This is a genomic window from Acinetobacter sp. WCHAc060025 (genome assembly GCF_004209355.1).
Taxonomy (GTDB): Bacteria; Pseudomonadota; Gammaproteobacteria; order Pseudomonadales; family Moraxellaceae; genus Acinetobacter; species Acinetobacter wuhouensis.
Genome location: NZ_SGSX01000018.1, coordinates 48,676 through 72,353, shown reverse-complemented (window position 1 = coordinate 72,353; position 23,678 = coordinate 48,676). Strand labels below are relative to the sequence as shown.

The following is a 23,678-nucleotide window of genomic DNA, read 5'->3' as shown; positions in this document are numbered from 1 at the left end:
GCGATTACTCCTCGACTTTACCGCCAGCAGCTTCAACAGCAGCTTTAGCGCCTTTAGTCAATGCAACACCTTGAACAGTGAATGCACGAGTGATTTCACCAGAAAGAACGATACGAGCACGTAACATATCTTTACGTACAACATTCGCAGCTTTCAAAGTTTCAAGTGAAACAATATCACCTTCAACTTTAGCAAGCTCTGACAAACGTACTTCAGCAGTTTTCAAAGCCAATTGACTTGTAAAACCGAATTTAGGCAAACGGCGATATAACGCAGTTTGACCGCCTTCAAAGCCTGGACGAACGCCACCACTTTTACGTGATTTTTGACCTTTAACACCACGGCCACCAGTCTTACCAACGCCAGAACCGATACCACGACCTAAACGAAGGTTATCACGCTTAGCACCTTCTGCAGGTGCAATTGTATTTAAACGCAGAGTCATGGCTTATTCCTCTACACTAACCATATAGTAGACTTGGTTGATCATACCACGGTTAGAAGGAGTATCTACCACTTCTACTGTATGACCAATACGACGCAGACCTAAACCCTTCAACGAAAGTTTGTGATTTTTCAAACGATGTGAAGAAGATTTAGTCTGGGTAACTTTAATCGTTTTCATGATTGATTACCCTAAAATTTGTTCTACTGAAAGACCACGTTTCGCAGCTACTTTCTCAGGAGAAGTCATATCACGCAAACCGTTAAAAGTCGCGTTTACAACGTTCGCTGCGTTAGTAGAACCATAACACTTAGTCAATACGTTACGTACACCAGCAGCTTCTAAAACTGCACGCATAGAACCACCAGCGATTACGCCAGTACCTTCTGATGCAGGTTGCATGTAAACACGGCTAGCGCCATGACGAGCATTGATAGGATGTTGTACAGTACCGTCAACAAGATCAACAGTGATCATGTTGCGACGTGCAGCTTCAAGTGCTTTAGAAATAGCAGCTGGAACTTCACGAGCTTTACCGCGACCAAAACCTACACGACCATTACCATCACCAACCACAGTCAATGCTGTGAAAGAGAAGATACGACCACCCTTAACAACTTTGGCTACACGATCAACGGCAACCAGCTTTTCAACAAGACCTTCGTTTTGTTCAACTTTAGCCATGATTAGAACTCCAAGCCGTTTTCACGAGCAGCATCAGCCAAGGCTTTGATACGACCATGATATTTAAAACCAGAACGGTCAAATGCAACTTTAGTTACACCAGCAGCTTTTGCACGTTCTGCGATTAAAGCACCTACTTTAGTAGCTGAGTCTACATTACCTGTAGTACCGCTACGTAGTGATGCATCCAAAGTTGAAGCTTGCGCTAAAACTTTGCCACCATCTGCAGAAATAACTTGAGCATAGATGTGACGCGGCGTGCGGTTTACACACAAACGAGTCGCACCCAATGCACGGATGTGCAAGCGTGTGCTTTTCGCACGACGCAAACGGGATTGTTTCTTTTCGTTCATAAGAACCTCGCGCCTTATTTCTTCTTAGCTTCTTTACGAAGTACAACTTCGTCAGAATAACGAACACCTTTACCTTTATAAGGCTCTGGCGGACGGTAACCACGGATTTCCGCAGCAACTTGACCTAATTTTGCTTTATCAGCAGATTTTAGGATAATTTCAGTCGCTGTTGGAGTTTCAGCAGTTACACCTTCAGGAAGGTTGTAATCAATCGGGTGAGAGAAACCAAGGTTAAGGTTAACAACAGTACCTTTAACCGCAGCTTTATAACCAACACCGATAAGTTGTAACTTACGTTCGAAACCTTCGCTAACACCTTTTACAAGGTTATTAAGAACAGCGCGAGCAGTACCAGCTTGCATCCAAGAATCGCGAGATTCTTTAACTGGAGCAATATGAAGTTGACCTTCTTCCTGTTTAAGCTCGACCAGCGCATGCAGGTTGAAAGACAACGTACCTTTGCTGCCTTTCACTTCGACCTGCCGGCCGTTCTGAGTAACTGTTACACCATTAGGTACAGTTACTGGGGCTTTAGCCACACGAGACATGAGGAATCACCTATTAAGAAACAAAAGCAATAACTTCACCACCAACGCCCGCAGAACGTGCAGCGCGATCAGTCATGATGCCTTTGCTTGTAGAAACAATTGCAATACCTAAACCTTGCTTAACGCTCGGAAGTGCATCTTTACCGCGATACTGACGTAGACCTGGACGGCTTACGCGTTTCACAGTTTCGATAACTGGTTTGCCTTCAAAATATTTTAAAGTAATTGTCAAAGTAGCTTTGCCTTCAACTTCAGCAACTTCTACATTTGAAATGTAACCTTCTTGTTGAAGTACGTTTGCAATTGCAACTTTCAACTTAGAATTAGGCATAGAAACAGTTTGTTTCTTTGCCATTTGTGCGTTACGAACACGTGTTAGCATGTCGGCAACGGTATCTTGCATACTCATTTATAGTCGCTCCTTACCAGCTTGCCTTAACAACGCCCGGTACGTCACCTTGCATTACTGTGTCACGTAATTTGTTACGGCTTAAGCCGAACTTACGGAAGTAACCATGAGGACGACCAGTTAAACCACAACGGTTACGAAGACGTACTGGAGATGCATTACGTGGTAATGCTTGTAACTTCATCATCGCATCGAAACGTTCTTCATCAGAAGCATTTACGTTTGCAATCATAGCTTTTAATTCAGCACGTTTTGCAGCGTATTTAGCAACTGTTGCTTCGCGTTTCAATTCGCGATTAATCATACCTTTCTTAGCCATATCGACCTCTTATTTGAACGGGAAGCCAAATGCACGAATAAGTGCACGGCCTTCGTCATCGGTGCGAGCAGTCGTAGTGATAGTAATATCCATACCACGAATACGATCGATCTTATCAAAATCGATTTCAGGGAACATGATTTGTTCCTTGAGACCCATTGAATAGTTACCACGACCATCAAATGATTTCGCAGAAAAACCGCGGAAGTCACGAATACGAGGGATCGCGATAGAGATCAAACGGTCTAAGAATTCGTACATACGTTCGCCGCGTAAAGTTACTTTACAACCAATCGGCCAACCATCACGGATTTTAAAACCAGCGATTGATTTGCGAGCTAAAGTAAGCACTGGTTTTTGACCAGCAATAGCTTGCATATCAGAAAGAGCGCCATCTAACAATTTCTTGTCAGCAGCAGCATCACCAACACCCATGTTGATAGTGATTTTTGTGATGCGAGGAATCTCCATCACATTACCTAGACCAAGTTCTTCTTTTAACTTAGCTCGGATTTCGTCGTTATAACGCGTTTTAAGTCTGGCCATAGCCTATTTCAACCTATTACTTCGCTACCGCCACTGATTCACCATTTGACTTGTAAACGCGAGTTTTCACGCCTTCAGTCACTTGGTAACCAACACGGTCAGCCTTTTGGGTTGCAGCATTTAAAATTGCTACATTTGAAATATGAAGCGAAGCTTCCTGTGTAACGATAGCGCCTTCAGCACCTGTTGCACGGTTCGGCTTTTGATGCTTCTTAACTAAGTTAAGGCCTTCAACCTTAACTTGGTCATTTGAAACAGACAATACAGTACCCTGTTTGCCTTTTTCTTTACCTGCGATCACAATTACTTGATCGCCTTTTCTAATCTTAGCCATGATTGCCTCTATTATAGAACTTCAGGAGCCAATGAAATAATTTTCATGAACTGTTCAGTACGAAGTTCACGAGTCACTGGTCCGAAAATACGAGTTGCAATCGGTGCTTTGTTGTTGTTCAAAATAACAGCTGCGTTATCGTCGAAACGAATAACAGAACCATCTGGACGACGGATGCCGAATTTTGTACGTACAACAACAGCATTCATCACGTCACCTTTTTTAACACGGCCACGTGGAATAGCTTCTTTTACAGTAACTTTAATAATGTCGCCAACAGAAGCATAACGACGATGTGAACCACCAAGTACTTTAATACATTGTACGCGGCGAGCACCACTGTTGTCTGCTACGTCTAGCATACTTTCGGTTTGAATCATTGCCCTACTCCAAAACCGAGCATCACCGGTCGCAATTTCGAAAGGCTCAAAGAGTACTCGAAATTGACCGATGATGCAACAAGAACGTTAATTACTCAGCAGCAGCTTCAATAACTTCCACTAAAGTCCAAGCTTTAGTTTTTGAGATTGGGCGGCTTTCTTTGATGGTTACAACATCACCAGTTTTAGCAGTGTTGTTCTCATCATGAGCGTGTAATTTAGTTGAACGGCGAATTGATTTGCCATACAACGGGTGTTGAACGCGGCGTTCAATAAGTACAACAATAGACTTGTCCATTTTGTCACTTACGACTTTACCTGTTAACGTGCGAACTGTTTGCTCACTCATTGTGCGTTCCCCTGTTTTTCGGTAAGGAGGGTCTTGATACGAGCAATTGTCTTACGAGTAAGCGCAACTTCATGCGATTTACCCAATTGACCAGTTGCTTTCGCCATACGAAGACGGAATTGGTTAAGCTGTTGCTCATCAAGCAAAGCTGTCAACTCTTCTACCGACTTTTCACGTAGATCTTTAGTTTTCATTACATCACCGTCTTAGTAACGATAGTGGTTTTGAACGGAAGTTTAGCAGCTGCAAGCGTAAACGCTTCACGAGCTAATTCTTCACTCACACCATCCATTTCGTACAAGATCTTACCTGGTTTGATTTGGCAAACCCAGTATTCCACAGAACCTTTACCTTTACCCATACGAACTTCTAATGGTTTTTCAGTAATTGGTTTGTCTGGGAAAACACGGATAAAGATCTTACCACCACGTTTAACACGACGGCTAATTGTACGACGCGCAGCTTCAATTTGACGCGCAGTCATTTGACCACGTTCAACTGATTTAAGTGCGATTGTACCGAAAGATACTGTGCTACCACGGTGCGCTAGACCAGTGTTACGGCCTTTTTGCACTTTACGGAATTTAGTACGTTTAGGTTGCAACATGGATTATTCTCCTTTTTCAGCAGAACGATCATTGCGACGACCACGACGCTCTTGACCTTCACCACGACCGCGACCGCGTTTAGCTGGACGTTCTTCAGCAGGAGCAGGGTTCATGACTTGTTTCATGCCACCTAAGATCTCGCCACGGAAAATCCAAACTTTAACACCAATCGTACCGTAAGTAGTTTCAGCACGCATAGTTGCATAGTCGATGTCAGCACGAAGTGTATGCAAAGGTACACGACCTTCACGATACCATTCAGTACGTGCAATTTCAGCACCGCCTAAACGACCAGAAACTTCAACTTTAATACCTTTAGCACCAGCACGCATAGAGTTTTGAACCGCACGCTTCATAGCACGACGGAACATTACACGTTTTTCTAATTGAGAAGCGATCGCTTCAGCAACTAAACGAGCGTCTAAGTCTGGGCGATCGATTTCGTTGATGCTTACTTGCGCTGGAACACCCATAATTGTAGTGAGTTCACGCTGTAATTTTTCAATGTCTTCGCCTTTTTTACCGATCACGATACCTGGACGAGCAGTACTAATAGTTACTTTAGCAGCGCCTGTAGGACGTTCGATAAGAATATTGCTGATCATCGCGCTTTTAAGTTTTTTAGTTAAAAACTCACGAACTTGAAGATCTTTAAGCAAGTATTCAGCGTATTGTTTCGGACTCGCATACCAGTTGGCGTTATGACGTTTTACAACACCAAGGCGGATACCGATTGGATGAACCTTCTGACCCATATCAAACCCCTACCTTAACGGTAATGTGACAAGTACGCTTAGTAATACGATCTGCACGGCCTTTAGCACGTGGCATAATACGTTTAAGGCTCATGCCTTCATCAACGTAAATCGTAGTTACTTTAAGATCGTCTACATCTAAACTGTTATTATGTTCAGCGTTTGCAATCGCAGATTCCAATGCTTTTTTAACTAAAACTGCAGCTTTTTTGTTGCTGAAGTTCAAGATATTTAAAGCGTGCGCAACAGATTTGCCGCGGATTAGATCTGCAACCAAACGAGTTTTTTGTGCCGAGATAGCGGCACCGCGTAATTTAGCAGTTACTTCCATCATAGCACCTATTAACGTTTAGACTTCTTGTCAACACCGTGACCACGATAGGTACGAGTTGGCGCGAATTCACCTAATTTATGTCCAACCATATGTTCAGATACAATCACTGGAACATGGTTACGGCCATTGTGTACAGAAATTGTTAAACCAACAAAATCTGGGAGGATCATCGAACGACGCGACCAAGTTTTGATCGGCTTACGGTTATTAGCCGCGATTGCCGCTTCAACCTTAGCGAACAAGTGCGCATCGACGAATGGGCCTTTTTTCAGAGAACGAGGCATTGTCAGATTCCTTTACTTGTTACTTAACGCGACGGTCGCGAATGATCATCTTAGTCGTACGCTTATTGGTACGTGTTTTGTACCCTTTAGCTTTTTGACCCCATGGGCTTACAGGTTGAATACCTTTGTTACGCCCTTCACCACCACCATGTGGATGGTCTACTGGGTTCATCGCCATACCACGAACGGTAGGACGAACGCCACGCCAGCGTGCTGCACCTGCTTTACCAAGTGAGCGAAGGTTGCTTTCTGAGTTAGATACTTCACCTAACACAGCGCGACATTCAACGTGTACTTTACGCATCTCGCCTGAACGTAGACGAATGATAGCGTAAGAACCGTCACGACCTAATAACTGAGCAGAAGTACCAGCAGAACGCACTAATTGTGCACCTTTACCGATTTTAAGCTCGATGTTATGAAGTGTAGAACCGATAGGCATGTTACGAAGTGGTAAGCAGTTACCTGGACGAATTGGAGCATCGTTACCAGATTGTACTTTATCACCAGCACGTAGACCTTTAGGCGCAATGATATAACGACGTTCACCGTCAGCATAAAGCACAAGTGCAATATGTGATGTACGGTTAGGATCGTATTCGATACGCTCTACAGTCGCAGGAATGCCATCTTTGTTACGTTTAAAGTCAACGATACGATAGTGTTGCTTATGACCACCACCAACGTGACGAGTAGTAATGTGACCGTTGTTATTACGACCACCAGTACGTTTTTTTGCTTCTACCAACGGAGCATAAGGTGCGCCTTTGTGAAGATGATTGTGAACAACCTTCTCTACAAAGCGACGCCCTGGAGACGTTGGCTTACATTTTTGAATAGGCATAATTCTCGTCCTTATTCCGCTGCGTTTTCAGCGGTATCGCCCAAGTCAGCCATTTCAACATCTTGGCCAGCTTTCAGGGTGACGTATGCTTTTTTAACATCAGAACGACGTCCTAATGTACGACCAAAGCGCTTAGTCTTACCTTTAGTGATAGTCGTGTTAACTTTAACAACTTCTACACCAAACAATTGTTCAACTGCTTTTTTGATTTCAAGTTTGTTTGCATCAAGTGCAACTTTAAATACTTGAACACCAGCAGTTTCACCTAAAACTTGTGCTTTTTCTGAGAATACAGGTCCTTTTAGGACTTGATAGATACGTTCGTTGTTCATCCGAGTTCTACCTCAATTTTCTTAGCAGCAGCAACAGACATTACAACTTTATCGAACGCGATCAAGCCAACAGGATCGATCCCAGCAGCATCAACCACATCAACGTGTGGAAGGTTACGAGCAGCTAAATATAGATTTTCATCTACAGCTTCTGTAACGATTAATGCGCGAGTAGCGTTCAAGTCGTTAAGTTTTGCAAGCAATTCTTTAGTTTTAGGCGCTTCAACAGCAAACTCTTCAACTAATACAAGACGATCTTGGCGAACAAGTTCAGCTAAGATACATTGCATTGCACCGCGGTACATTTTACGGTTCACTTTTTGAGACCAATCTTGTGGACGAGCAGCAAAAGTTTTACCACCACCAACCCAGATTGGGCTACGAATAGAACCAGCACGAGCGCGGCCAGTACCTTTTTGACGGAATGGTTTTTTACCACCGCCAGAAACGTCTGCACGTGATTTTTGTGCTTTTGAGCCTTGACGACCACCAGCTAAATAAGCTGTAACAACTTGGTGTACAAGAGCTTCATTAAAGTCACGACCAAACGCAACTTCAGACAATTCAACAGCAGAGCCGGAAACAGTTTTTAAATTCACGTTATTTCCCCTCAGGCCTTGATCGTAGGACGAACAGTTACGTCACCACCAGTCGCACCAGGAATCGCGCCTTTAACAACAAGAACTGAACGTTCTGTGTCGATAGCAACAATTTCAAGACCCTGTGTAGTTACACGTTCAGCACCTAAATGGCCAGCCATTTTTTTGCCTTTGAATACACGACCAGGAGTCTGGTTTTGACCAGTAGAACCTAAAACACGGTGAGAAACCGAGTTACCGTGAGTAGCATCTTGCGTACGGAAGTTCCAACGCTTAACACCACCTTGGAAACCTTTACCTTTAGACGTACCAGTTACATCAACGATTTGACCAACTGTGAACAAGTCAACAGTTAACGTACCGCCAACTTCACGACCTTCAAGATCAGCTTCTGTAGCGCGGAATTCTTGAACCAAACGACCAGCAGCAACACCCGCTTTAGCGAAGTGACCTTTTTGAGCGTTAGTTACGCGAGATTCGCGACGTTCACCAGTAGTGATTTGAATCGCTTGATAACCATCAGTTTCAAGCGTTTTGATTTGAGTGATACGGTTAGGATCAACCTCAATCACTGTTACAGGTACAGAAACACCAGCATCTGTAAAGATACGTGTCATACCGCACTTGCGACCGACTAAACCAATAGCCATGTGCATAAACCTCTAAAAAAGCGGCCTAATTAACTTAGAGCGTTAATTAACCGAAAGCCTTAACCCAATGCGATCTGAACATCAACACCAGCTGCAAGATCTAATTTCATCAATGCATCTACAGTTTTGTCTGTAGGTTGAACGATGTCGATCAAACGTTTGTAAGTGCGGATCTCGTATTGGTCACGCGCATCTTTGTTAACGTGTGGTGATGTTAAAACGTTAAAACGTTCGATGCGAGTAGGCATCGGGATTGGACCACAAACTTGTGCGCCAGTACGTTTTGCTGTTTCTACGATCTCTTGAGACGATTGATCAATTAGACGGTGATCAAAAGACTTAAGACGGATACGAATTCTCTGGTTAGACATACCAGTTAACTCCAAGCCAAATATATAAAGAATCACTCCTGACGCATCTCACCCCACTAAAAAAGGCAAGTGTCAAGAGCAGTGAAAATCACTAAGGTCGTGATCGATGCCACGACTGTAACGATCTGGATAACTTTCTTCGCTATCCACCCCTCCATATCGAAGGGTCGCTCATTATAACGATTGTTTAACGCTTAAGCAAACCTATTTCAGGCTTTTTCTTGTTTTTTACTGAATTATTTGTAACCTGCACAGTTTAAAAAATAATCTTATTTTCATACTTGCAAAACATAGTCAATGGCGCGATTTAAAAGCTGATTACCCATTAAATATTCCAATTTTTGTGATTTTTTTAAACTCGATAATGATTGTGTATACGCTTCTTTAAAGACACAATCTTCTTCTTCATGTTCTATAAAAATATTTAAACTATGTGGGGTGATTTCTGGATGAAATTGAAAGCCCAGTACATTTCGACCAATTTGATACATTTGATTTGCACAGGCTGTATTTTCAGCCAAACGAATCGCACCTTTTGGAATATCAAAGGTTTCACTGTGCCATTGCATCACTTTTAATTCTTCAGGTAACTGAAAATACGCTTCTGGAATATGATTGCTTTTATTCACCAGTGTCCAGCCAATTTCTTGCTGAGGGTTGCGCTTTACATTTGCACCTAAAGCATTGGCAATCAATTGCCCACCTAAGCACAGACCAATCGCAGGTTTCTCAGAAGCCAAATAGCGTCGAATCCAACGCTTTTCTATTTTCAACCAAGGATAATTTGCTTCATCATTGACACTCATCTCGCCCCCCATGATGATCAGCAAATCCACATCACTCACTAGCGGTAAAGCGTCTATATCTATAGAGGAATCCGTTGGCAAAGCAAAAAATTCTGTTGCCGTTATTTCAGCACCCATGGCTTTTAAATAGTCATAACAACTGCCAAAGCCCTCACCTGCAATATGCTGAAAATAATGCACTTTAAGTTTTTTCATATAATCACCTATTCTTGTTGTATCTATTTCGCTACAAATCAAAAAACACAGGTGTATAGAAGCAAAAATGAAGCCAATATCGGTTTTATTTATTATTTTTCACAAATTATCGCTTTCCGTCATGAATCAATTATGTTCTGCTTATTGGCATATTATTGATTCTTTAAATTTGAGTATTCTTGTGAAACTAACACCACAAACTGCTTTAATTCATGCGCCACGTAAAGCACCACAATTTATAAATACTGTACAAGCTCCCCTATTTCGTGCATCGACGATCATCTTTGAAAATACTGATGCACTATTTAACCGCCATTGGACAGATGACTATGATTATAGTTATGGGACGCATGGCACACCAACAACCTTTACTTTAGGCGATCATATTGCCCAAATCGAAGGTGGGAAATATTGTTTGCTTGCACCGAGTGGATTATCAGCAATTAACCTCGTCAATTCTTGTTTCTTAAGTCATGGCGATGAAGTTTGGGTCGCAGACAACATCTATGGTCCAAATATGGAACATTTGCGTAATTTAGAAACGCGTTATGGTATTGATGTAAAAGTGTATAACCCGATTGATGCTGATTCATTTCAACCCAGTGAAAAAGCCAAATTGCTTTGGTTAGAAGCTGCTGGCTCAGTCACTTTAGAATTTCCAGATTTAATCAGTCTAGTGAAAAAAGCAAAAGACAATAATATTCTAACCGCCTTAGATAATACGTGGGGAGCAGGCTTAGCTTTTAATGCCTTTGATTTTAGTGATGAGCATTTAAGTGTGGATGTCACCGTCCATGCACTGACTAAATACCCAAGTGGTGGTGGTGATATTCTGATGGGTTCGGTGGTCACTCGCGATAAAGCCTTACATCACAAACTGTTTCGTACACATGCCATTCAAGGTATTTCTATTTCAGGTGATGATGCAGCGCAAGTTCAACGCAGTTTGGCTTCTATGCAAATCCGTTATCAGCATCAATCCAACAGTGCCTTACACGTTCTACAATGGCTTAAAACCCAAAATGCGTTTTCACAAGTGCTCCACCCTGCTGATCCTGATAATATCAGTCATCAATATTGGAAAGACACTTGTCAGACTGAACAAAGTGCAGGCTTAGTTAGTGTCATCTTTAAAGCTGAATATGACATGACCGCGATTCGGAAATTCTGTGACCACTTAAAGTTATTTAAACTTGGTTTCAGTTGGGGCGGTCCTGTCAGTTTAGTGATGTTATATAAATTGGATGACATGCGCCATTTAGATCATTCACATTTACAAAAAGGCATATTGGTTCGTTTCTGTATCGGCTTGGAAGATGCTGAAGATCTGATTGCGGATATTCAACAGGCTTTAAAAGCTTTGTAAATCAAAGGCAATATTTTAATAGCACTTAAGAACAACATGCATAGCAAAGCCTGTTGTTCTTTTTATAACTTATTTATCAAGCTTTTATTACTAGGCTTCCATTTAATTCCCTAAACACCTATAAGCACTATAAATTCTACAATTTTAGAATTGATCCTACTTTGTCTGAGCATTGTAAAAATAGATAAAAATTAAGCACAACACATTCTTTCTATGTTAAAAATTAAAACAATAATTCCAAAGTTTATAGTTAGAAATAGGTTTATTTATGGCAACGCCAATCGTCATTGCAAAAAAAACATCAGATACATCACAAGATATTGTTTTACATTCACAATTTGCTAACCGTCATGGATTAATCGCAGGTGCGACAGGGACAGGAAAAACAGTCACACTCAAAGTCCTTGCTGAAAGCTTTTCACGTATCGGCGTACCTGTATTTTTAGCTGATGCCAAAGGCGATGTGTCCAGCATTGCCAAAGCAGGATCAAGTAATCCTAAATTTGATGAACGCATTAAAAGCTTAGGAATTGACAGTGTTCCTTTTGCAGGTTCACCAACCACGTTTTGGGATTTATTTGGTGAGCAAGGTCATCCCATTCGAACAACGATGTCGGAAATTGGACCACTCCTCTTGGCGCAAATGCTGAATTTAAATGACACCCAAGAAGGCGTACTTTCAGCGGTATTCCGTGTGGCGGATGATCAAGGTTTATTATTGATTGACTTTAAAGATCTCAAAGCCATGCTGACCTATGTCAGTGAAAATGCGGCTGACCTAAAAGCAGAATATGGCAACCTTTCTCCTGCAAGCTTGGGGGCAATACAACGTAATTTACTCGCTTTAGGTGATCAAGGTGGTGAACGCTTCTTTGGTGAGCCAAGCTTAGACATTATGGATTTCATCCAAACTGATAGCAATGGTCATGGTTATATCAACCTGCTGGCAGCTGATAAGCTCATGAATACCCCGAAGCTTTATGCAACATTCCTTTTATGGATGCTGTCGGAGCTATTTGAAAAACTTCCTGAGGTGGGTGATCTAGACAAACCAAAACTAGTCTTCTTCTTCGATGAAGCACATTTACTCTTTGACAATGCTAGCCCAACCTTACAAGAGAAAATTCAACAAGTCGTTCGTCTGATTCGTTCTAAAGGTGTCGGAATTTACTTTATTACCCAAAGCCCGTTGGATATTCCAGAAAGTGTTCTTGGACAATTGGGTAACCGTGTGCAACACGCCTTACGTGCATTTACTCCTAAAGATCAAAAAGCAGTAAAAACCGCAGCTGATACTTTCCGTGCCAATCCTGAATTTAAAGTTGCCGAAGCGATTACTGAACTGGCTGTTGGTGAAGCCCTCATTAGTTGCTTAGATGAACAAGGTACGCCACAAGTGGTTGAACGTGGCATGGTGATGCCTCCATACTCGTCATTTAGCCCAATTACACTCGATGAACGTAAAGCACTCATGGCACAAAGTATTGTTGCAGGGGTATATGACACTGAAGTCGATCGTGACAGTGCTTATGAAATGCTACAACGTAAAGTGGATGACTCTACGCAACAACAAATCGCTTTTGAAGCAGCTGCTCAACAAGCCAAACAGCTTGAAGAAATGACCAAGCAACAAACTGCTCTGAATAAGCAAATTGCCAAAGAACAAGAACAGCAAGCTAAAGAAGAAGCCAAAGCCGCTGCTGCACGTGCAAAGCTCACTCAAGATGTAATTGGAACTTTTGCGAAAAGTGCTGCGCGTACTTTAGGTGGACCAACAGGGCAAAAATTGGTTCGCGGTTTATTGGGTTCACTGTTTGGTGGGAAGTAAGTAATTCCCTCCTAACAACATCTATACATGAGGAAGGTGTAAATAACGCCTTTCTCAAAACCATCTAACATTATCATTTTAATCGTGATATAAAATTAACCATAAAAATAATATGGATTTATTTAAAAGATGTATTGCAAATACATATTAATAGATGTATTTTAAATATATCTTATAAAGCCAGATAAAAAGGTCTAGCCAAATGACTCCACAACATATCGAACTCGTAAAATCTACTGTACCTGTCCTTCGTGAAAATGGCGTTGCATTGACAAGCTATTTTTATAAAAGAATGTTGGGGAATAATCCTGATTTAAACAATGTATTTAACCTTGATAGTCAAAATTCTGGTCGTCAACCACGTGCTTTAGCTGCGGCAGTTTTGGCTTATGCTGAAAATATTGAAAATCCGTCTGTATTGGCAAAAGCAGTTGAACATATCACTACAAAACATGTCAGCTTAGACATTCAGCCTGATCAATATTCAATTGTTGGCGAGAATCTATTGCACTCGATTAGTGAAGTTTTAGATGTTCCTATGGATTCTGAACTGATCGCAGCGTGGAAAGCAGCATATTTACAATTGGCTGATATTTTAATTGGTGTTGAAAAGCAAAAATACGAAAACTTGGCTGCACAACAAGGTGGCTGGGCAGGTTGGAGAGCATTTGAAATCACTGAGATTGAAGTGGCTGAAAATGGCAAACTCTTTACCATTCGTAGTGCGGATCAACAAGCAACTGCTCAAGCAGACAACAATGAGTTTATTTCTGTAAAAGTAAATGTACCAAACAAAGGTATTGAGCAACCGCATCAATATACATTGTCTGCAAATACAGAAAATACTTATCAATTCTTAGTAAAACCTGAAGTCGACCATACTGAATATTCTGTATCAAACATTCTTCTCGACAACTATAAAGTGGGTGATCAAGTACAAGTGACTGCACCTCAAGCCAAATAAGTTTGCATACAAACTTAGCTCAAGCTAAAAATTGGCGGTATATGTATCACCCTCGTTCATATATCGCCTTTTTTATCTCAGCATAATGAGTACTCGAAGCAGTTTGAAACGGTAATTTAATCATTTCACGCAATACACAGCATTAATTCATCAAAGTTCTCATTAACCATTGCTTAGGTGACTTATCAAAACATCTCTTTGATTATTGATAAGACAAACACTCTTCAACATGCTAATCTCTTAAAAATTTCTTTTCTTAACAGCATTTACACTCAAGACCGTTATTCAAATGTACTTTTCAAAGTTTATTTAAGCTTATGCAACTCAACAAATTTACCGACTACGCACTTCGTATTTTGATGTATATCTCACAACCTAGAGATATACCTTATACCATTGCTGAAATTGCAGAGGATTTAAAAGTTTCACAAAACCATTTAGTGAAAATTGTGCATTTCATGGGTAAACAAGGTTGGCTGATCACCACACGCGGTAAAGGTGGTGGATTAAAATTAAATCCTGAAATTTTAGAATTTCGCTTAGGCTATGTTGTGCGTATTTTACAAGGCGATCAACACATCGTTGAATGCAATACACCACCATGTGTGTTACGTCCGCGTTGTGGTCTGAAAGGCATTCTGGATCATGCTGTTGAAGATTTTTATAAAAGCTTAGATAAATACACAATTACTGAAGTTTTAGCGACTCCACCGCGACAGCAAAAACAAGTCAGCTCGCCGATTCCAAATTTAAACTTATAAATTTCCGAAGTTTCCTCAATAAAACATTGCAAAATTCGCTTGAATCTTCGACTTCCTTTATAATGCACTTTGTTCATCCGTTTAATTGAAGTTGAAGTATGCATCGCAGCAGTGGAAAGTCTAAAAACAGTAAGACCTCAAATGCCCCTAAACAAAAGATCAGCTATGAAAAAAAGGCTGATCCTGCGATTTCAGAATACTCAACTTCATCTTTGAACTGGTTGCGTAAAGCTGAATTCCTTATGAGTGCGCCAAAGCTCAACCTTTGTGTAGAAGACACAGGTTATGAGATTGCTTTTGCAGGTCGTTCAAATGCAGGGAAATCAAGCGCGATTAATGCCCTGACCAATCAAAAGCAATTGGCTCGTGCATCAAAGCGTCCTGGTCGTACCCAAATGATTAACTTTTTCAGTTTGGGCAATCCCGATCAACGCCTAGTCGACTTACCTGGTTATGGCTACGCTGCCGTACCTGAAGCCATGAAAATCGTGTGGCAAAAAGAACTTGAGAATTACTTAATTCATCGTAAGAGCTTACAAGGTTTGGTATTGCTCATGGATATCCGCCATCCATTACAACACTTCGATGTGATGATGTTGGAATGGGCGCATTCTCGTCATTTATTTGTTCATGTCCTTTTAACCAAAGCTGATAAACTCAATCGTGGTCCCGCTTCTGCTGCATTACAAGAAGTGAAAGCCGCATTGAAGAAAATGAAATTGAGCTTCTCAATTCAATTGTTCTCATCACTCAATAAGCAAGGTTTAGAAGAACTGGCTTCTGTGATGGCAGGTCGTTTGAACTATACCTTAGACAAAACCATCGGTTTTGATCTTGATTCTATTCCAGAAGCCAGTGCAGATGATGTTGAAGAAGACGCTTTTGAGCAAGACTATGTGCTTGATGAAGCATCACACTCAGAACAAATCGTGGATGAAAATGCAAACAAATAAATAAAATGTGCATTGTCTAACAAAATTCATCACATATTGATACTCGAATGTCCTAAATTGCTAATAACTATTTAGGACATTTTTTTATACTTAAAACATAGAGTGTGAAATCAAGATAGAAAAATTAGGACACTGTGATGAAATTATTATCGAAATTAAAAAACAGTAAGATTGGATCGTCTATTCAATATCATATCAAACCACGTAAAGTGAAGTTTGAATGGCAAGATACCCCAATTGATTGGATTCCAAATCAGCCATTTACCAGTTATTTCATTAATGAAATTAACAACATTCTACCTGCGGGTGAGTTTTGGTTCTGCCGTTTATACAACCGTGTATTGCCTAAAGTGACTGATGAAAAATTGGCTGAGGATGTTCGTGCATTCATTCGCCAAGAAGCGATGCATGCTCAAGCCCATGTTTCTGCAAATAAAGAATACCTCACTGTACGTAACATCGATATTCAACGTAACTTAGATGTGATGGATTTCCTTTTTGGTAAATTACTTGCAGATAAGCCATTTGGTCTTAATGTTCCAAAAGTTCTTGATCATCAATGGGATTTATTCCGTGTCGGTATTGTGGCAACCGTAGAACATATGACCTGTGTACTCGGCAAATATGCTCTTTATAATACCGAATGGGAAAAGTTAGGTGCAGATCCGAATATGCTTGATTTGATCAAATGGCATGGTGCAGAAGAAATTGAACACCGCACAGTTGCATTTGATTTATATCGTCACTTAGGTGGTGGTTATATTTCGCGTTATTATCAAAGTGTCATCGCAATCATTGCTATTTTGGGCTTATGGGTTGATGGTGCTGCACATATCATGGGGCAAGACCCTCGTTTTACGGACAAGAAACCTGCCTTTTATAAGCCGTGGATTTGGCGTGAATGGGCTGCAATCGCGCAGAAAGACAATCGCATCATGCCACACCCACTTTGGTTGGTATCACAGCAATTGGGTTATTTAATGCCGTGGTATGATCCTGTTCATGAAGCGAAGACAGAAGATGCAATTGCATATTTAGATCAGTCTCCTGCTGCTAAGCGTGCCTTACCAAAAGTTGCAGCATAAAACTCAAATACTTAGTAAATGCCTTAACTAAAAAAATTTAAGACAAATCAAAAAAGCAGGATTCAATCTTGCTTTTTTTATGGCGATTCTGCCATTCTTCCTATCCAATAAAAATTAACAACTTAGTTTCTGAACCATTTAAGACGGCTCTCCCATATCTCGCGTATTCCGATCTACTACTACACTGATCATCATATCGCCTTGGACATTCACCACGGTTCGTACAGTATCTAAAATACGGTCAATCGGTAAGAGAATCGCAATCGCTTCAGCAGGCAAACCGACAGACTGTAGCACCATGATCATGGTCACCATCCCTGCACTTGGAATCCCAGGTGCACCTAACGATGCTATCATTGCGGTTAAACAGACAATAATTTGTTGGGTAATGGATAATTCAAGCCCCATTAAATTGGCAATAAATAGAGCAGCCGCCGCTTCATAGAGTGCCGTGCCATCCATATTCAACTGTGAACCAAAAGGAATCACAAAACCTGCGATTTGCGGACGTACACCTAAATTTTCTTGGGTACATTTCAAACTTAAAGGCATGGTTGCCGAACTTGAACTGGTCGCAAATGCGGTAATCAACGCAGCACGTGTGCCTTTAAAAAAGGTGATCGGATTCATTTTGCCAAAAATCCACAGCAATAATGGCAATACCACCACGCCATGAAAAATCGTCGTACCTGTCACCACAACGGCAAATTCAGCCAAACGACTGAGAATCGAAATATCTTCAGTGGCGATTAATTTTGCCATTAATGCAAAAATACCAATCGGGGCAACTTTCATTACCCAACCGACGAGCATCATCATGATGTCGAAAAATTGACGTGCTAACTGTTTAATACCATTGAAGCGCTCACCACCCTGCACCAAAGCCAAACCAAGCAACAATGCAAATAAAACCACCGCAAGGACATTCCCCTCACTAAATGCTTTAAATGGATTGATCAATGTATTTTGAATAAAGTTAGTTAAAAAGGAACTCGGTGTCAGTGTATCTGGGCTTTTATGGTTATTCATTGCTTCTTGGAATAATGCAATATCAACACCTTGTCCAACGTTGAATAGATGTGTCGATGCTAAACCTAGAATCAATGCCAAAGTGGTTGTGGTCACACAACACGCCAAAGTAATTTTCCAAACTCGGCTCAGTTGATGCCCTGCTTCCAAGTTAGAAACACCAACTAGGATTGAACTGAAAATCAGTGGTACTAACAGCATTTTCAATAAGCCAATGAAAATACTACTGGCAATGCTTAAACCATAAATACTATTCTCTAAAAATTGTGTATTTGGAAATTGATTAAGTAAAAATCCAAAGGCAACACCAAGAATGGCGGCAACGAAAATTTGGGTGTTTAGGCTAATCTTCACGGACAATAACTATATTTATTTTCAGTTTTTAAACTATGCCATTGAAGTTATTTAGAATCGAGCATTTTTTTGTCACAAGCTCTGCTTTAAAATAGAAAAGCCATCTCGAAAGGTTAATGCCAGTCAATTAAGGCTTTTTTAAATCCTCCCCTTGCGGAACATGTTCCTCACCTTTTTCAAAGGAGGGATGAGTAGCTCAGCTACGCAAGATTACTAAAAATCATTTTAGTTCCAAGAAGTTCCCCCTCTTTTTCAAAGATGAGTAGCTAGGCTACGCAAGAGGGGAGATTTTAGGAATTTTTCAAATAATTTTGCTTAACTGATCAGCATTAATCTCGAAAGATGGCTTAGTGCTAGTGAAATAGAATCACAACTTATCTTGGTTCAATTTCACGGGTACGCATCAAGCCTTCTTGAACTGTACTACACACCAACTCACCACCTTGCCACATACGACCATGGCTCAAACCACGAGAACTTGCTGTCACCGTGGCTTCCATGTCGTACAACATCCATTCATCGGCTTTAACAGGTTTATGGAAATAAATTGCGTGGTCAATACTGGCGATTTGTAAACTTGGGGTTAAATAGCTCACGCCATGCGGACGCAAAGCGGTGGTCATAAATGAATAATCTGAATAGAACGCAATGATCGCTTGATTCAATGCCACATCATTCGCCAACTCTGGAGGAAGCTTGTCATAAGCTTTCATATAATAAGCATTGGACGGCGCTTCAGGCTGTGGCTGAAAAGGATTGCCAATATTGATTGGGCGAATATCGACTTGGCGTGGACGCATAAATGCAGTACGCACATTTTCAGGAATAAAACTAATTAAATTCTCTTTCAGCTCTTGCTCAGATTTTAATTCTTCTGGTGCAGGATATTCAGGTTCAGCAATTTGATAATCCAAACCTTCTTCTGGTGTTGCAAATGACACCATTGCTGAAAAAATAGTACGACCGTGTTGAATGGCACGCACTTGACGACTTAAAAAGCTTTTACCATCACGTAAACGATCCACTTCATAAATGATCGGTGCATTGATATCACCGCCATATAAGAAATAAGCATGCAAAGAATGCACTGGACGGTCAGCGGTATAAGATGCCGCACGTAATGCTTGACCTAAAACTTGCCCACCAAAAACGCGCTTACCGACAAGGTTACGACTTTGTCCACGGAAGATATGTTCTTCAAGTTTTTCAAGGGTTAACAGTTCTACAAGCTCTTGGGTTAAAGCATTCATAAATGACCTTTCAGTATGCTGACGATGTTCAAGCGAGTCGAACAAGGTTTTCATATTCTAGAGAATGACTCTATTTTGCCATAAATTCTGAGCAATACACTAAAGTTTCATAGACGCTCATGTCACTTCTCATGCACAGTCAGATTGTTTAAAATAAGTTTTTAAAAGATAAAATCTACCCAGAGATAGTCAATTTGTCTGAAAATGACATGCTGTTCTGTGGTTAAATTATAGAAAATATCACCTTATGCGCTTTATCGCGTTATTCACCATTGGCTAGGAGTATTTATGTCCAAGAGTGGCTTTGGTCAAATGTATCGTCGACTTTCGAGTAAAATACTTGACCTCGTGGTAACACCACATGTTCTTGGAGAGGTTCCTACAGAAACTCAACCTCTAGACAACGCATCTGAAAATACTGAAGCGACTACAAGTAAGCAAAAAATTGTTTGCTATGTACTACAAAATCATTCTCGTAGTAATGCTTTGGTGGTCGATGGTGAAACACGTCGTTTAAAACTACCGCCTGCGTTAGATTCTTTTATGATTGGCAACAATCGTGAAAAGGCAGCGGTGATTTTCCTACAGCATCAAGATGAAAATAATTATTTCAACCCACCGACACATAGTTTTCCACCACGCTTATTGCGCTTAGTTGAAGCATTAGATCAAAACCCAGATTTAGACATCGAATTGGTTCCTGTAACGATGTTGTGGGGACGTTCGCCAGATAAAGAGGATTCTCTATTTAAGCTTTTATTTACCGATACGTGGGCAACACCAAGCAAAGTTAAGCAGTTGGTGAATATAGGCGTTCATGGTCGTCAATCTTTTATTGAATTTCATGAGGCAAAATCACTCCGTGAGTTGGTTGGTGATGCGCAAGAAAAGCATCCAAATGTTTCACCTGTCACTTGTATTGTCAATCAACTAAATGATTTTCTTGATCGTCAACGTGAAGTGATTCTAGGTCCTGATTTGTCTGACCGTCGCAATGTCATGCAGTCTTTGATCAAAGCACCTGATGTACAAGACGCGATTCGTAAGGAAAGCGTCCGTTCAAAAATCAGCATGATTGATGCAGAGCGTAAAGCGATTGGCTTTGTCAATGAAATTGCTTCTGATTATTCTGCATCGACTGTCCGTTTTGCTGAACGTGCGCTGACACGTTTATGGACGCAACTCTATGACGGTGTAGAAGTACATAACTTCAATACAGTTCGTGAGTTGGTTAAAGACTATGAAGTGATTTACACGCCATGTCACCGTAGCCATATCGACTATTTATTATTGTCTTATGTGATTTATAAACGTGGCTTGATGGTGCCGTATATCGCTGCGGGTGATAACTTAAATATGCCATTTGTAGGGCAAATTTTACGTGGTGGTGGCGCATTCTTTATTCGTCGTTCATTCCGTGGCAATGCGCTTTATACTTCGGTATTTAAAGAATATTTATTTAATATTTTGTCACGTAACACACCTCTTGAATATTTCATCGAAGGTGGCCGTTCCCGTACAGGTCGTTTGCTTCCACCGAAGACAGGTATGCTTGCCATGACCGTACATGGTCATCTACGTGAAAAAGCCAAGCCGATTGTGTTTATTCCAACCTACGTGGGTTATGAGCGTTTGATGGAAGGTGCAACCTATGTCGGTGAGATGAATGGTAAAGCCAAAGAATCTGAATCGATTTGGGGTATTGTTCAGACTTTGAAAAAGATTGAGCGTATCTTTGGTCGTGTTCATGTCAATTTCGGTGAACCTGTTTTCTTAGATGACTTGCTCAAACAACACGGCGCAGATCAAATCAAAATTGAACATAATGATGATCCGATTCCGCAAGAAATTTCGGATGCAGTCAATAGTTCTGCCAATGCGATCTTGGAAAATATCAACCGTGCGGTAGTCATCAATCCTGTTTCATTATTGTCTTTGATTTTATTGGCAACACCGAAGCATACGCTTGATGAAGATATTTGCGTGAAACAGCTGGATACTTATCGTAATTTATTGACTGCGATTCCATATGATGGTCGTACGCAAGTCACACCACTTTCAGGTAAAGAAATCATTGCCTATGGTTTAAAACTTAAATTGATCAAGCGTGTGCAACACGTATTGGGCGACATTATTGCGATTGAAGATAATCAAGCGGTATTGCTGACTTATTTCCGCAATAACATTTTGCATGCCTTTGTTTTACCATCGCTCATTGCTGCTTTGGTTGAACATAACGGTAAGATCAGCAAGGCTGATTTGTTGAATGTAATTCGTACTTTATATCCATTTTTAAAAGCTGAATTGTTCTTAAAATGGAAAGACAGTGAAATCAATGCTCAAGTTTCTGAATATATTGATGCTTTGGCGCAAGCAAATTTAATTTTTGTCGATGATGAAGATTTGATTTTCTGCCCTGCACCAAATTCGGAAGATCATAATCAGTTGAAAGTATTGGCTGCACCTGTGCGTCAAAGTCTTGAGCGTTATTACATGACTTTGGCGTTAATCACGCAACGTGGTTCAGGCAATATTTCTATTCGCCAAGTTGAAGAATTGAGTCATTTGGTCGGTCAGCGTTTGTCTGTGTTGTATGAGTTCAACTCGCCTGAATTCTTTGATAAAGCCTTATTCCAAAGCTTTGTGAAGGTGTTAACTGAGCAAGGTTATATCAAGACCAATGAAGATCATGCGATTGTGTTTGATGCCCAGTTCCGCAATGTGGCGCAGTATGCCAATTTGGTGTTGGATGATGTGACTTTGCAAATGTTGCAACATATCACCTCGTTTACTGATGATGAGTTAAAAGAAGCTTTGGATGCTTTAGCTGCGCAACAAGCGAAGAAACGTTTGAAACGGAAGAAGAAGTAGGTTTAGGTATCCCCTCTCCTTTTAGGAGAGGGCTAGGTAGAGGTGTTTTTTAAATTTTTTATGATATTTAGTCTTTTACCAACAAATTTTTTATAATTTTGCAATTGAGCTTCATTAGTACCAATAATATATTGATCAGCATAGATAGCTAATTTTTTATTAATTTCTTGAACAAAATCTATACTTATATAATTTATGCCATTTTTAAAACGGTCAGACTTATTAATCATATATCCCAATCTTGGAGAAATTGCATAAAAAAAGTCTGCTTCATCACTATTTGGAACAGCTAAATCATTTTCATTTATTGCTTCATGGACGTTAATAATCGGATGATCTGAAGTTATAAAATCCTCATCTGTTTCATTAATTAATAAACAATGTTTATCAATATTTCGCGTTTCGAAAAAGCTTTTTCCTATATTCGTACCAAAAATATAACCAATAAACCACCAAGATTCTTTATATAATTTCTGTAATTCTTGATCTGTTTGAGCTGCTATAATTTTATCCCGAAATGGTTTCGTTCTAGCAATTTGATGCCCCCAATAGCACATAAAGTTACACATATTTTGGGTGCTGTCTAAAATTGTTAGATCAAATCTTTGTAAGCTTTTTAGGATAAGATCAACATTTTTCTCATGTGCCGTATGAAGATTTTCTATTGTATTGCTTTTAAACGCCTCAATATAAGCAAATAGCTTCTCATCTCTTATTCCTGACTGTCTACACAGAGATTCTACGGTTTGTAATTGTAAGTATGGGTCTAAGTAAGATTTATGCAGTGCTTGTAATTCTTCTGGTGATAGTTTTGATAAAGATAAAATTAAATCTAAATGCTTCCTTGAAATATAATGATATTTGTAAAAATCTTTCTCTTTGGCAATTGCTTTAACGCTATCACAGGCTATTTTTAGTTTTTTTGTCGTATACCATACATCTGAATTGTTTAAAGACCAATTTTTTAAATAATTAGCCCACACATAGTGATTTTCTCTTTTTAGCTCTAAATCTTTAGGTTTAAATTCCATTTAATTTTCACTTCCATTTGCGAGTTATTTAAAAAATATAA

At 40.3% G+C, this 23,678-nt stretch carries 31 protein-coding genes and 1 pseudogene; 7 read left to right on the top strand and 25 right to left on the bottom strand.

What is annotated here, in order from left to right:
* Positions 1 to 4 precede the first annotated feature (4 nt).
* The 22 genes and pseudogenes from rplO to EXE09_RS14690 all read right to left on the bottom strand — a co-directional run bounded on the left by rplO (position 5) and on the right by EXE09_RS14690 (position 10,145).
* Entirely contained in the window at positions 5 to 445 is a 441-nt protein-coding gene (gene rplO, locus EXE09_RS14795; protein WP_068973580.1) for a 50S ribosomal protein L15, read from the bottom strand.
* Between the two features lie 3 nt (positions 446 to 448).
* A complete protein-coding gene (rpmD, locus tag EXE09_RS14790) occupies positions 449 to 625 on the bottom strand; it encodes a 50S ribosomal protein L30 (RefSeq protein ID WP_068973579.1) in 177 nt (58 codons plus the stop codon).
* Between the two features lie 6 nt (positions 626 to 631).
* On the bottom strand, positions 632 to 1,129 hold the full coding sequence (gene rpsE / locus EXE09_RS14785; protein ID WP_004825184.1) for a 30S ribosomal protein S5: 498 nt from the start codon (positions 1,127 to 1,129) through the stop codon (positions 632 to 634).
* Positions 1,130 to 1,131: 2 nt separating this feature from the next.
* Positions 1,132 to 1,482 (bottom strand): 50S ribosomal protein L18, encoded by a 351-nt coding sequence (rplR, locus tag EXE09_RS14780; RefSeq protein ID WP_004725713.1) that lies wholly within the window; start codon positions 1,480 to 1,482, stop codon positions 1,132 to 1,134.
* A gap of 14 nt (positions 1,483 to 1,496) precedes the next feature.
* On the bottom strand, positions 1,497 to 2,030 hold the full coding sequence (gene rplF / locus EXE09_RS14775) for a 50S ribosomal protein L6 (RefSeq protein ID WP_068973578.1): 534 nt from the start codon (positions 2,028 to 2,030) through the stop codon (positions 1,497 to 1,499).
* 13 nt (positions 2,031 to 2,043) lie between these two features.
* A complete protein-coding gene (gene rpsH / locus EXE09_RS14770; protein WP_068973577.1) occupies positions 2,044 to 2,439 on the bottom strand; it encodes a 30S ribosomal protein S8 in 396 nt (131 codons plus the stop codon).
* Between the two features lie 13 nt (positions 2,440 to 2,452).
* Complete coding sequence (gene rpsN / locus EXE09_RS14765; RefSeq protein ID WP_130117773.1) at positions 2,453 to 2,758, bottom strand: 30S ribosomal protein S14; 306 nt, start codon at positions 2,756 to 2,758, stop codon at positions 2,453 to 2,455.
* 9 nt (positions 2,759 to 2,767) lie between these two features.
* Positions 2,768 to 3,304 (bottom strand): 50S ribosomal protein L5, encoded by a 537-nt coding sequence (gene rplE / locus EXE09_RS14760; protein WP_068973575.1) that lies wholly within the window; start codon positions 3,302 to 3,304, stop codon positions 2,768 to 2,770.
* Between the two features lie 16 nt (positions 3,305 to 3,320).
* A complete protein-coding gene (gene rplX / locus EXE09_RS14755) occupies positions 3,321 to 3,638 on the bottom strand; it encodes a 50S ribosomal protein L24 (RefSeq protein ID WP_130117772.1) in 318 nt (105 codons plus the stop codon).
* A gap of 11 nt (positions 3,639 to 3,649) precedes the next feature.
* Positions 3,650 to 4,018, bottom strand: a complete 369-nt coding sequence (gene rplN, locus EXE09_RS14750; protein WP_004725701.1) for a 50S ribosomal protein L14 — start codon at positions 4,016 to 4,018, stop codon at positions 3,650 to 3,652.
* 91 nt (positions 4,019 to 4,109) lie between these two features.
* A complete protein-coding gene (gene rpsQ / locus EXE09_RS14745) occupies positions 4,110 to 4,367 on the bottom strand; it encodes a 30S ribosomal protein S17 (protein WP_004725698.1) in 258 nt (85 codons plus the stop codon).
* Positions 4,364 to 4,561 (bottom strand): 50S ribosomal protein L29, encoded by a 198-nt coding sequence (gene rpmC, locus EXE09_RS14740; protein WP_004825188.1) that lies wholly within the window; start codon positions 4,559 to 4,561, stop codon positions 4,364 to 4,366. The genes rpsQ and rpmC overlap by 4 nt, the downstream gene beginning before the upstream one ends.
* The gene (rplP, locus tag EXE09_RS14735; RefSeq protein WP_004725694.1) at positions 4,561 to 4,974 is read right to left on the bottom strand and encodes a 50S ribosomal protein L16; all 414 of its coding nucleotides are present in this window, start codon (positions 4,972 to 4,974) and stop codon (positions 4,561 to 4,563) included. Before rplP ends, rpmC begins: the two co-directional genes overlap by 1 nt.
* Positions 4,914 to 5,730, bottom strand: a pseudogene (gene rpsC / locus EXE09_RS14730) (30S ribosomal protein S3). The gene rplP and the pseudogene rpsC overlap by 61 nt, the downstream one beginning before the upstream one ends.
* Position 5,731: 1 nt before the next feature.
* Positions 5,732 to 6,061, bottom strand: a complete 330-nt coding sequence (gene rplV / locus EXE09_RS14725; protein ID WP_065994096.1) for a 50S ribosomal protein L22 — start codon at positions 6,059 to 6,061, stop codon at positions 5,732 to 5,734.
* Between the two features lie 11 nt (positions 6,062 to 6,072).
* A complete protein-coding gene (gene rpsS / locus EXE09_RS14720) occupies positions 6,073 to 6,348 on the bottom strand; it encodes a 30S ribosomal protein S19 (RefSeq protein WP_004281508.1) in 276 nt (91 codons plus the stop codon).
* Between the two features lie 19 nt (positions 6,349 to 6,367).
* Positions 6,368 to 7,192: a 50S ribosomal protein L2 gene (gene rplB / locus EXE09_RS14715; RefSeq protein ID WP_068973572.1), complete on the bottom strand. Its 825-nt coding sequence runs from the start codon at positions 7,190 to 7,192 to the stop codon at positions 6,368 to 6,370.
* Between the two features lie 11 nt (positions 7,193 to 7,203).
* The gene (rplW, locus tag EXE09_RS14710; RefSeq protein ID WP_068973571.1) at positions 7,204 to 7,524 is read right to left on the bottom strand and encodes a 50S ribosomal protein L23; all 321 of its coding nucleotides are present in this window, start codon (positions 7,522 to 7,524) and stop codon (positions 7,204 to 7,206) included.
* On the bottom strand, positions 7,521 to 8,123 hold the full coding sequence (gene rplD, locus EXE09_RS14705) for a 50S ribosomal protein L4 (RefSeq protein WP_068973570.1): 603 nt from the start codon (positions 8,121 to 8,123) through the stop codon (positions 7,521 to 7,523). The genes rplW and rplD overlap by 4 nt, the downstream gene beginning before the upstream one ends.
* 11 nt (positions 8,124 to 8,134) lie before the next feature.
* On the bottom strand, positions 8,135 to 8,773 hold the full coding sequence (gene rplC, locus EXE09_RS14700) for a 50S ribosomal protein L3 (RefSeq protein WP_068973569.1): 639 nt from the start codon (positions 8,771 to 8,773) through the stop codon (positions 8,135 to 8,137).
* A gap of 59 nt (positions 8,774 to 8,832) precedes the next feature.
* Positions 8,833 to 9,144 (bottom strand): 30S ribosomal protein S10, encoded by a 312-nt coding sequence (gene rpsJ / locus EXE09_RS14695; RefSeq protein WP_004725677.1) that lies wholly within the window; start codon positions 9,142 to 9,144, stop codon positions 8,833 to 8,835.
* Between the two features lie 275 nt (positions 9,145 to 9,419).
* Positions 9,420 to 10,145, bottom strand: a complete 726-nt coding sequence (locus EXE09_RS14690) for a type 1 glutamine amidotransferase (RefSeq protein WP_130117771.1) — start codon at positions 10,143 to 10,145, stop codon at positions 9,420 to 9,422.
* A gap of 181 nt (positions 10,146 to 10,326) precedes the next feature.
* Here EXE09_RS14690 and EXE09_RS14685 point away from each other — a divergent pair, with 181 nt between their 5' ends.
* The 6 genes from EXE09_RS14685 to EXE09_RS14660 all read left to right on the top strand — a co-directional run bounded on the left by EXE09_RS14685 (position 10,327) and on the right by EXE09_RS14660 (position 17,102).
* Positions 10,327 to 11,511 (top strand): PLP-dependent transferase, encoded by a 1,185-nt coding sequence (locus tag EXE09_RS14685; RefSeq protein WP_130117777.1) that lies wholly within the window; start codon positions 10,327 to 10,329, stop codon positions 11,509 to 11,511.
* 268 nt (positions 11,512 to 11,779) lie between these two features.
* Positions 11,780 to 13,339, top strand: a complete 1,560-nt coding sequence (locus EXE09_RS14680; protein WP_130117770.1) for a helicase HerA-like domain-containing protein — start codon at positions 11,780 to 11,782, stop codon at positions 13,337 to 13,339.
* A 202-nt stretch (positions 13,340 to 13,541) separates the two neighbouring features.
* Entirely contained in the window at positions 13,542 to 14,303 is a 762-nt protein-coding gene (locus tag EXE09_RS14675) for a globin domain-containing protein (RefSeq protein ID WP_130117769.1), read from the top strand.
* A gap of 317 nt (positions 14,304 to 14,620) precedes the next feature.
* Positions 14,621 to 15,064, top strand: a complete 444-nt coding sequence (locus EXE09_RS14670; RefSeq protein ID WP_130117768.1) for an RrF2 family transcriptional regulator — start codon at positions 14,621 to 14,623, stop codon at positions 15,062 to 15,064.
* 98 nt (positions 15,065 to 15,162) lie between these two features.
* Complete coding sequence (gene yihA, locus EXE09_RS14665) at positions 15,163 to 16,017, top strand: ribosome biogenesis GTP-binding protein YihA/YsxC (RefSeq protein ID WP_130117767.1); 855 nt, start codon at positions 15,163 to 15,165, stop codon at positions 16,015 to 16,017.
* Positions 16,018 to 16,154: 137 nt separating this feature from the next.
* Entirely contained in the window at positions 16,155 to 17,102 is a 948-nt protein-coding gene (locus EXE09_RS14660; RefSeq protein ID WP_130117766.1) for a metal-dependent hydrolase, read from the top strand.
* A 138-nt stretch (positions 17,103 to 17,240) separates the two neighbouring features.
* Here the strand turns inward: EXE09_RS14660 and EXE09_RS14655 are convergent, their stop codons facing one another.
* The gene (locus EXE09_RS14655; RefSeq protein ID WP_068973636.1) at positions 17,241 to 18,479 is read right to left on the bottom strand and encodes a dicarboxylate/amino acid:cation symporter; all 1,239 of its coding nucleotides are present in this window, start codon (positions 18,477 to 18,479) and stop codon (positions 17,241 to 17,243) included.
* A gap of 380 nt (positions 18,480 to 18,859) precedes the next feature.
* Entirely contained in the window at positions 18,860 to 19,735 is an 876-nt protein-coding gene (locus EXE09_RS14650; RefSeq protein WP_068973635.1) for an acyl-CoA thioesterase, read from the bottom strand.
* 288 nt (positions 19,736 to 20,023) lie between these two features.
* On the opposite strand from EXE09_RS14650, the gene plsB reads away from it, so the two are divergent.
* Positions 20,024 to 22,606 (top strand): glycerol-3-phosphate 1-O-acyltransferase PlsB, encoded by a 2,583-nt coding sequence (gene plsB / locus EXE09_RS14645; protein ID WP_130117765.1) that lies wholly within the window; start codon positions 20,024 to 20,026, stop codon positions 22,604 to 22,606.
* A 32-nt stretch (positions 22,607 to 22,638) separates the two neighbouring features.
* Here plsB and EXE09_RS14640 read toward each other — a convergent pair whose 3' ends face one another.
* Positions 22,639 to 23,637: a DUF4238 domain-containing protein gene (locus tag EXE09_RS14640; protein WP_130117764.1), complete on the bottom strand. Its 999-nt coding sequence runs from the start codon at positions 23,635 to 23,637 to the stop codon at positions 22,639 to 22,641.
* Positions 23,638 to 23,678 lie beyond the last annotated feature (41 nt).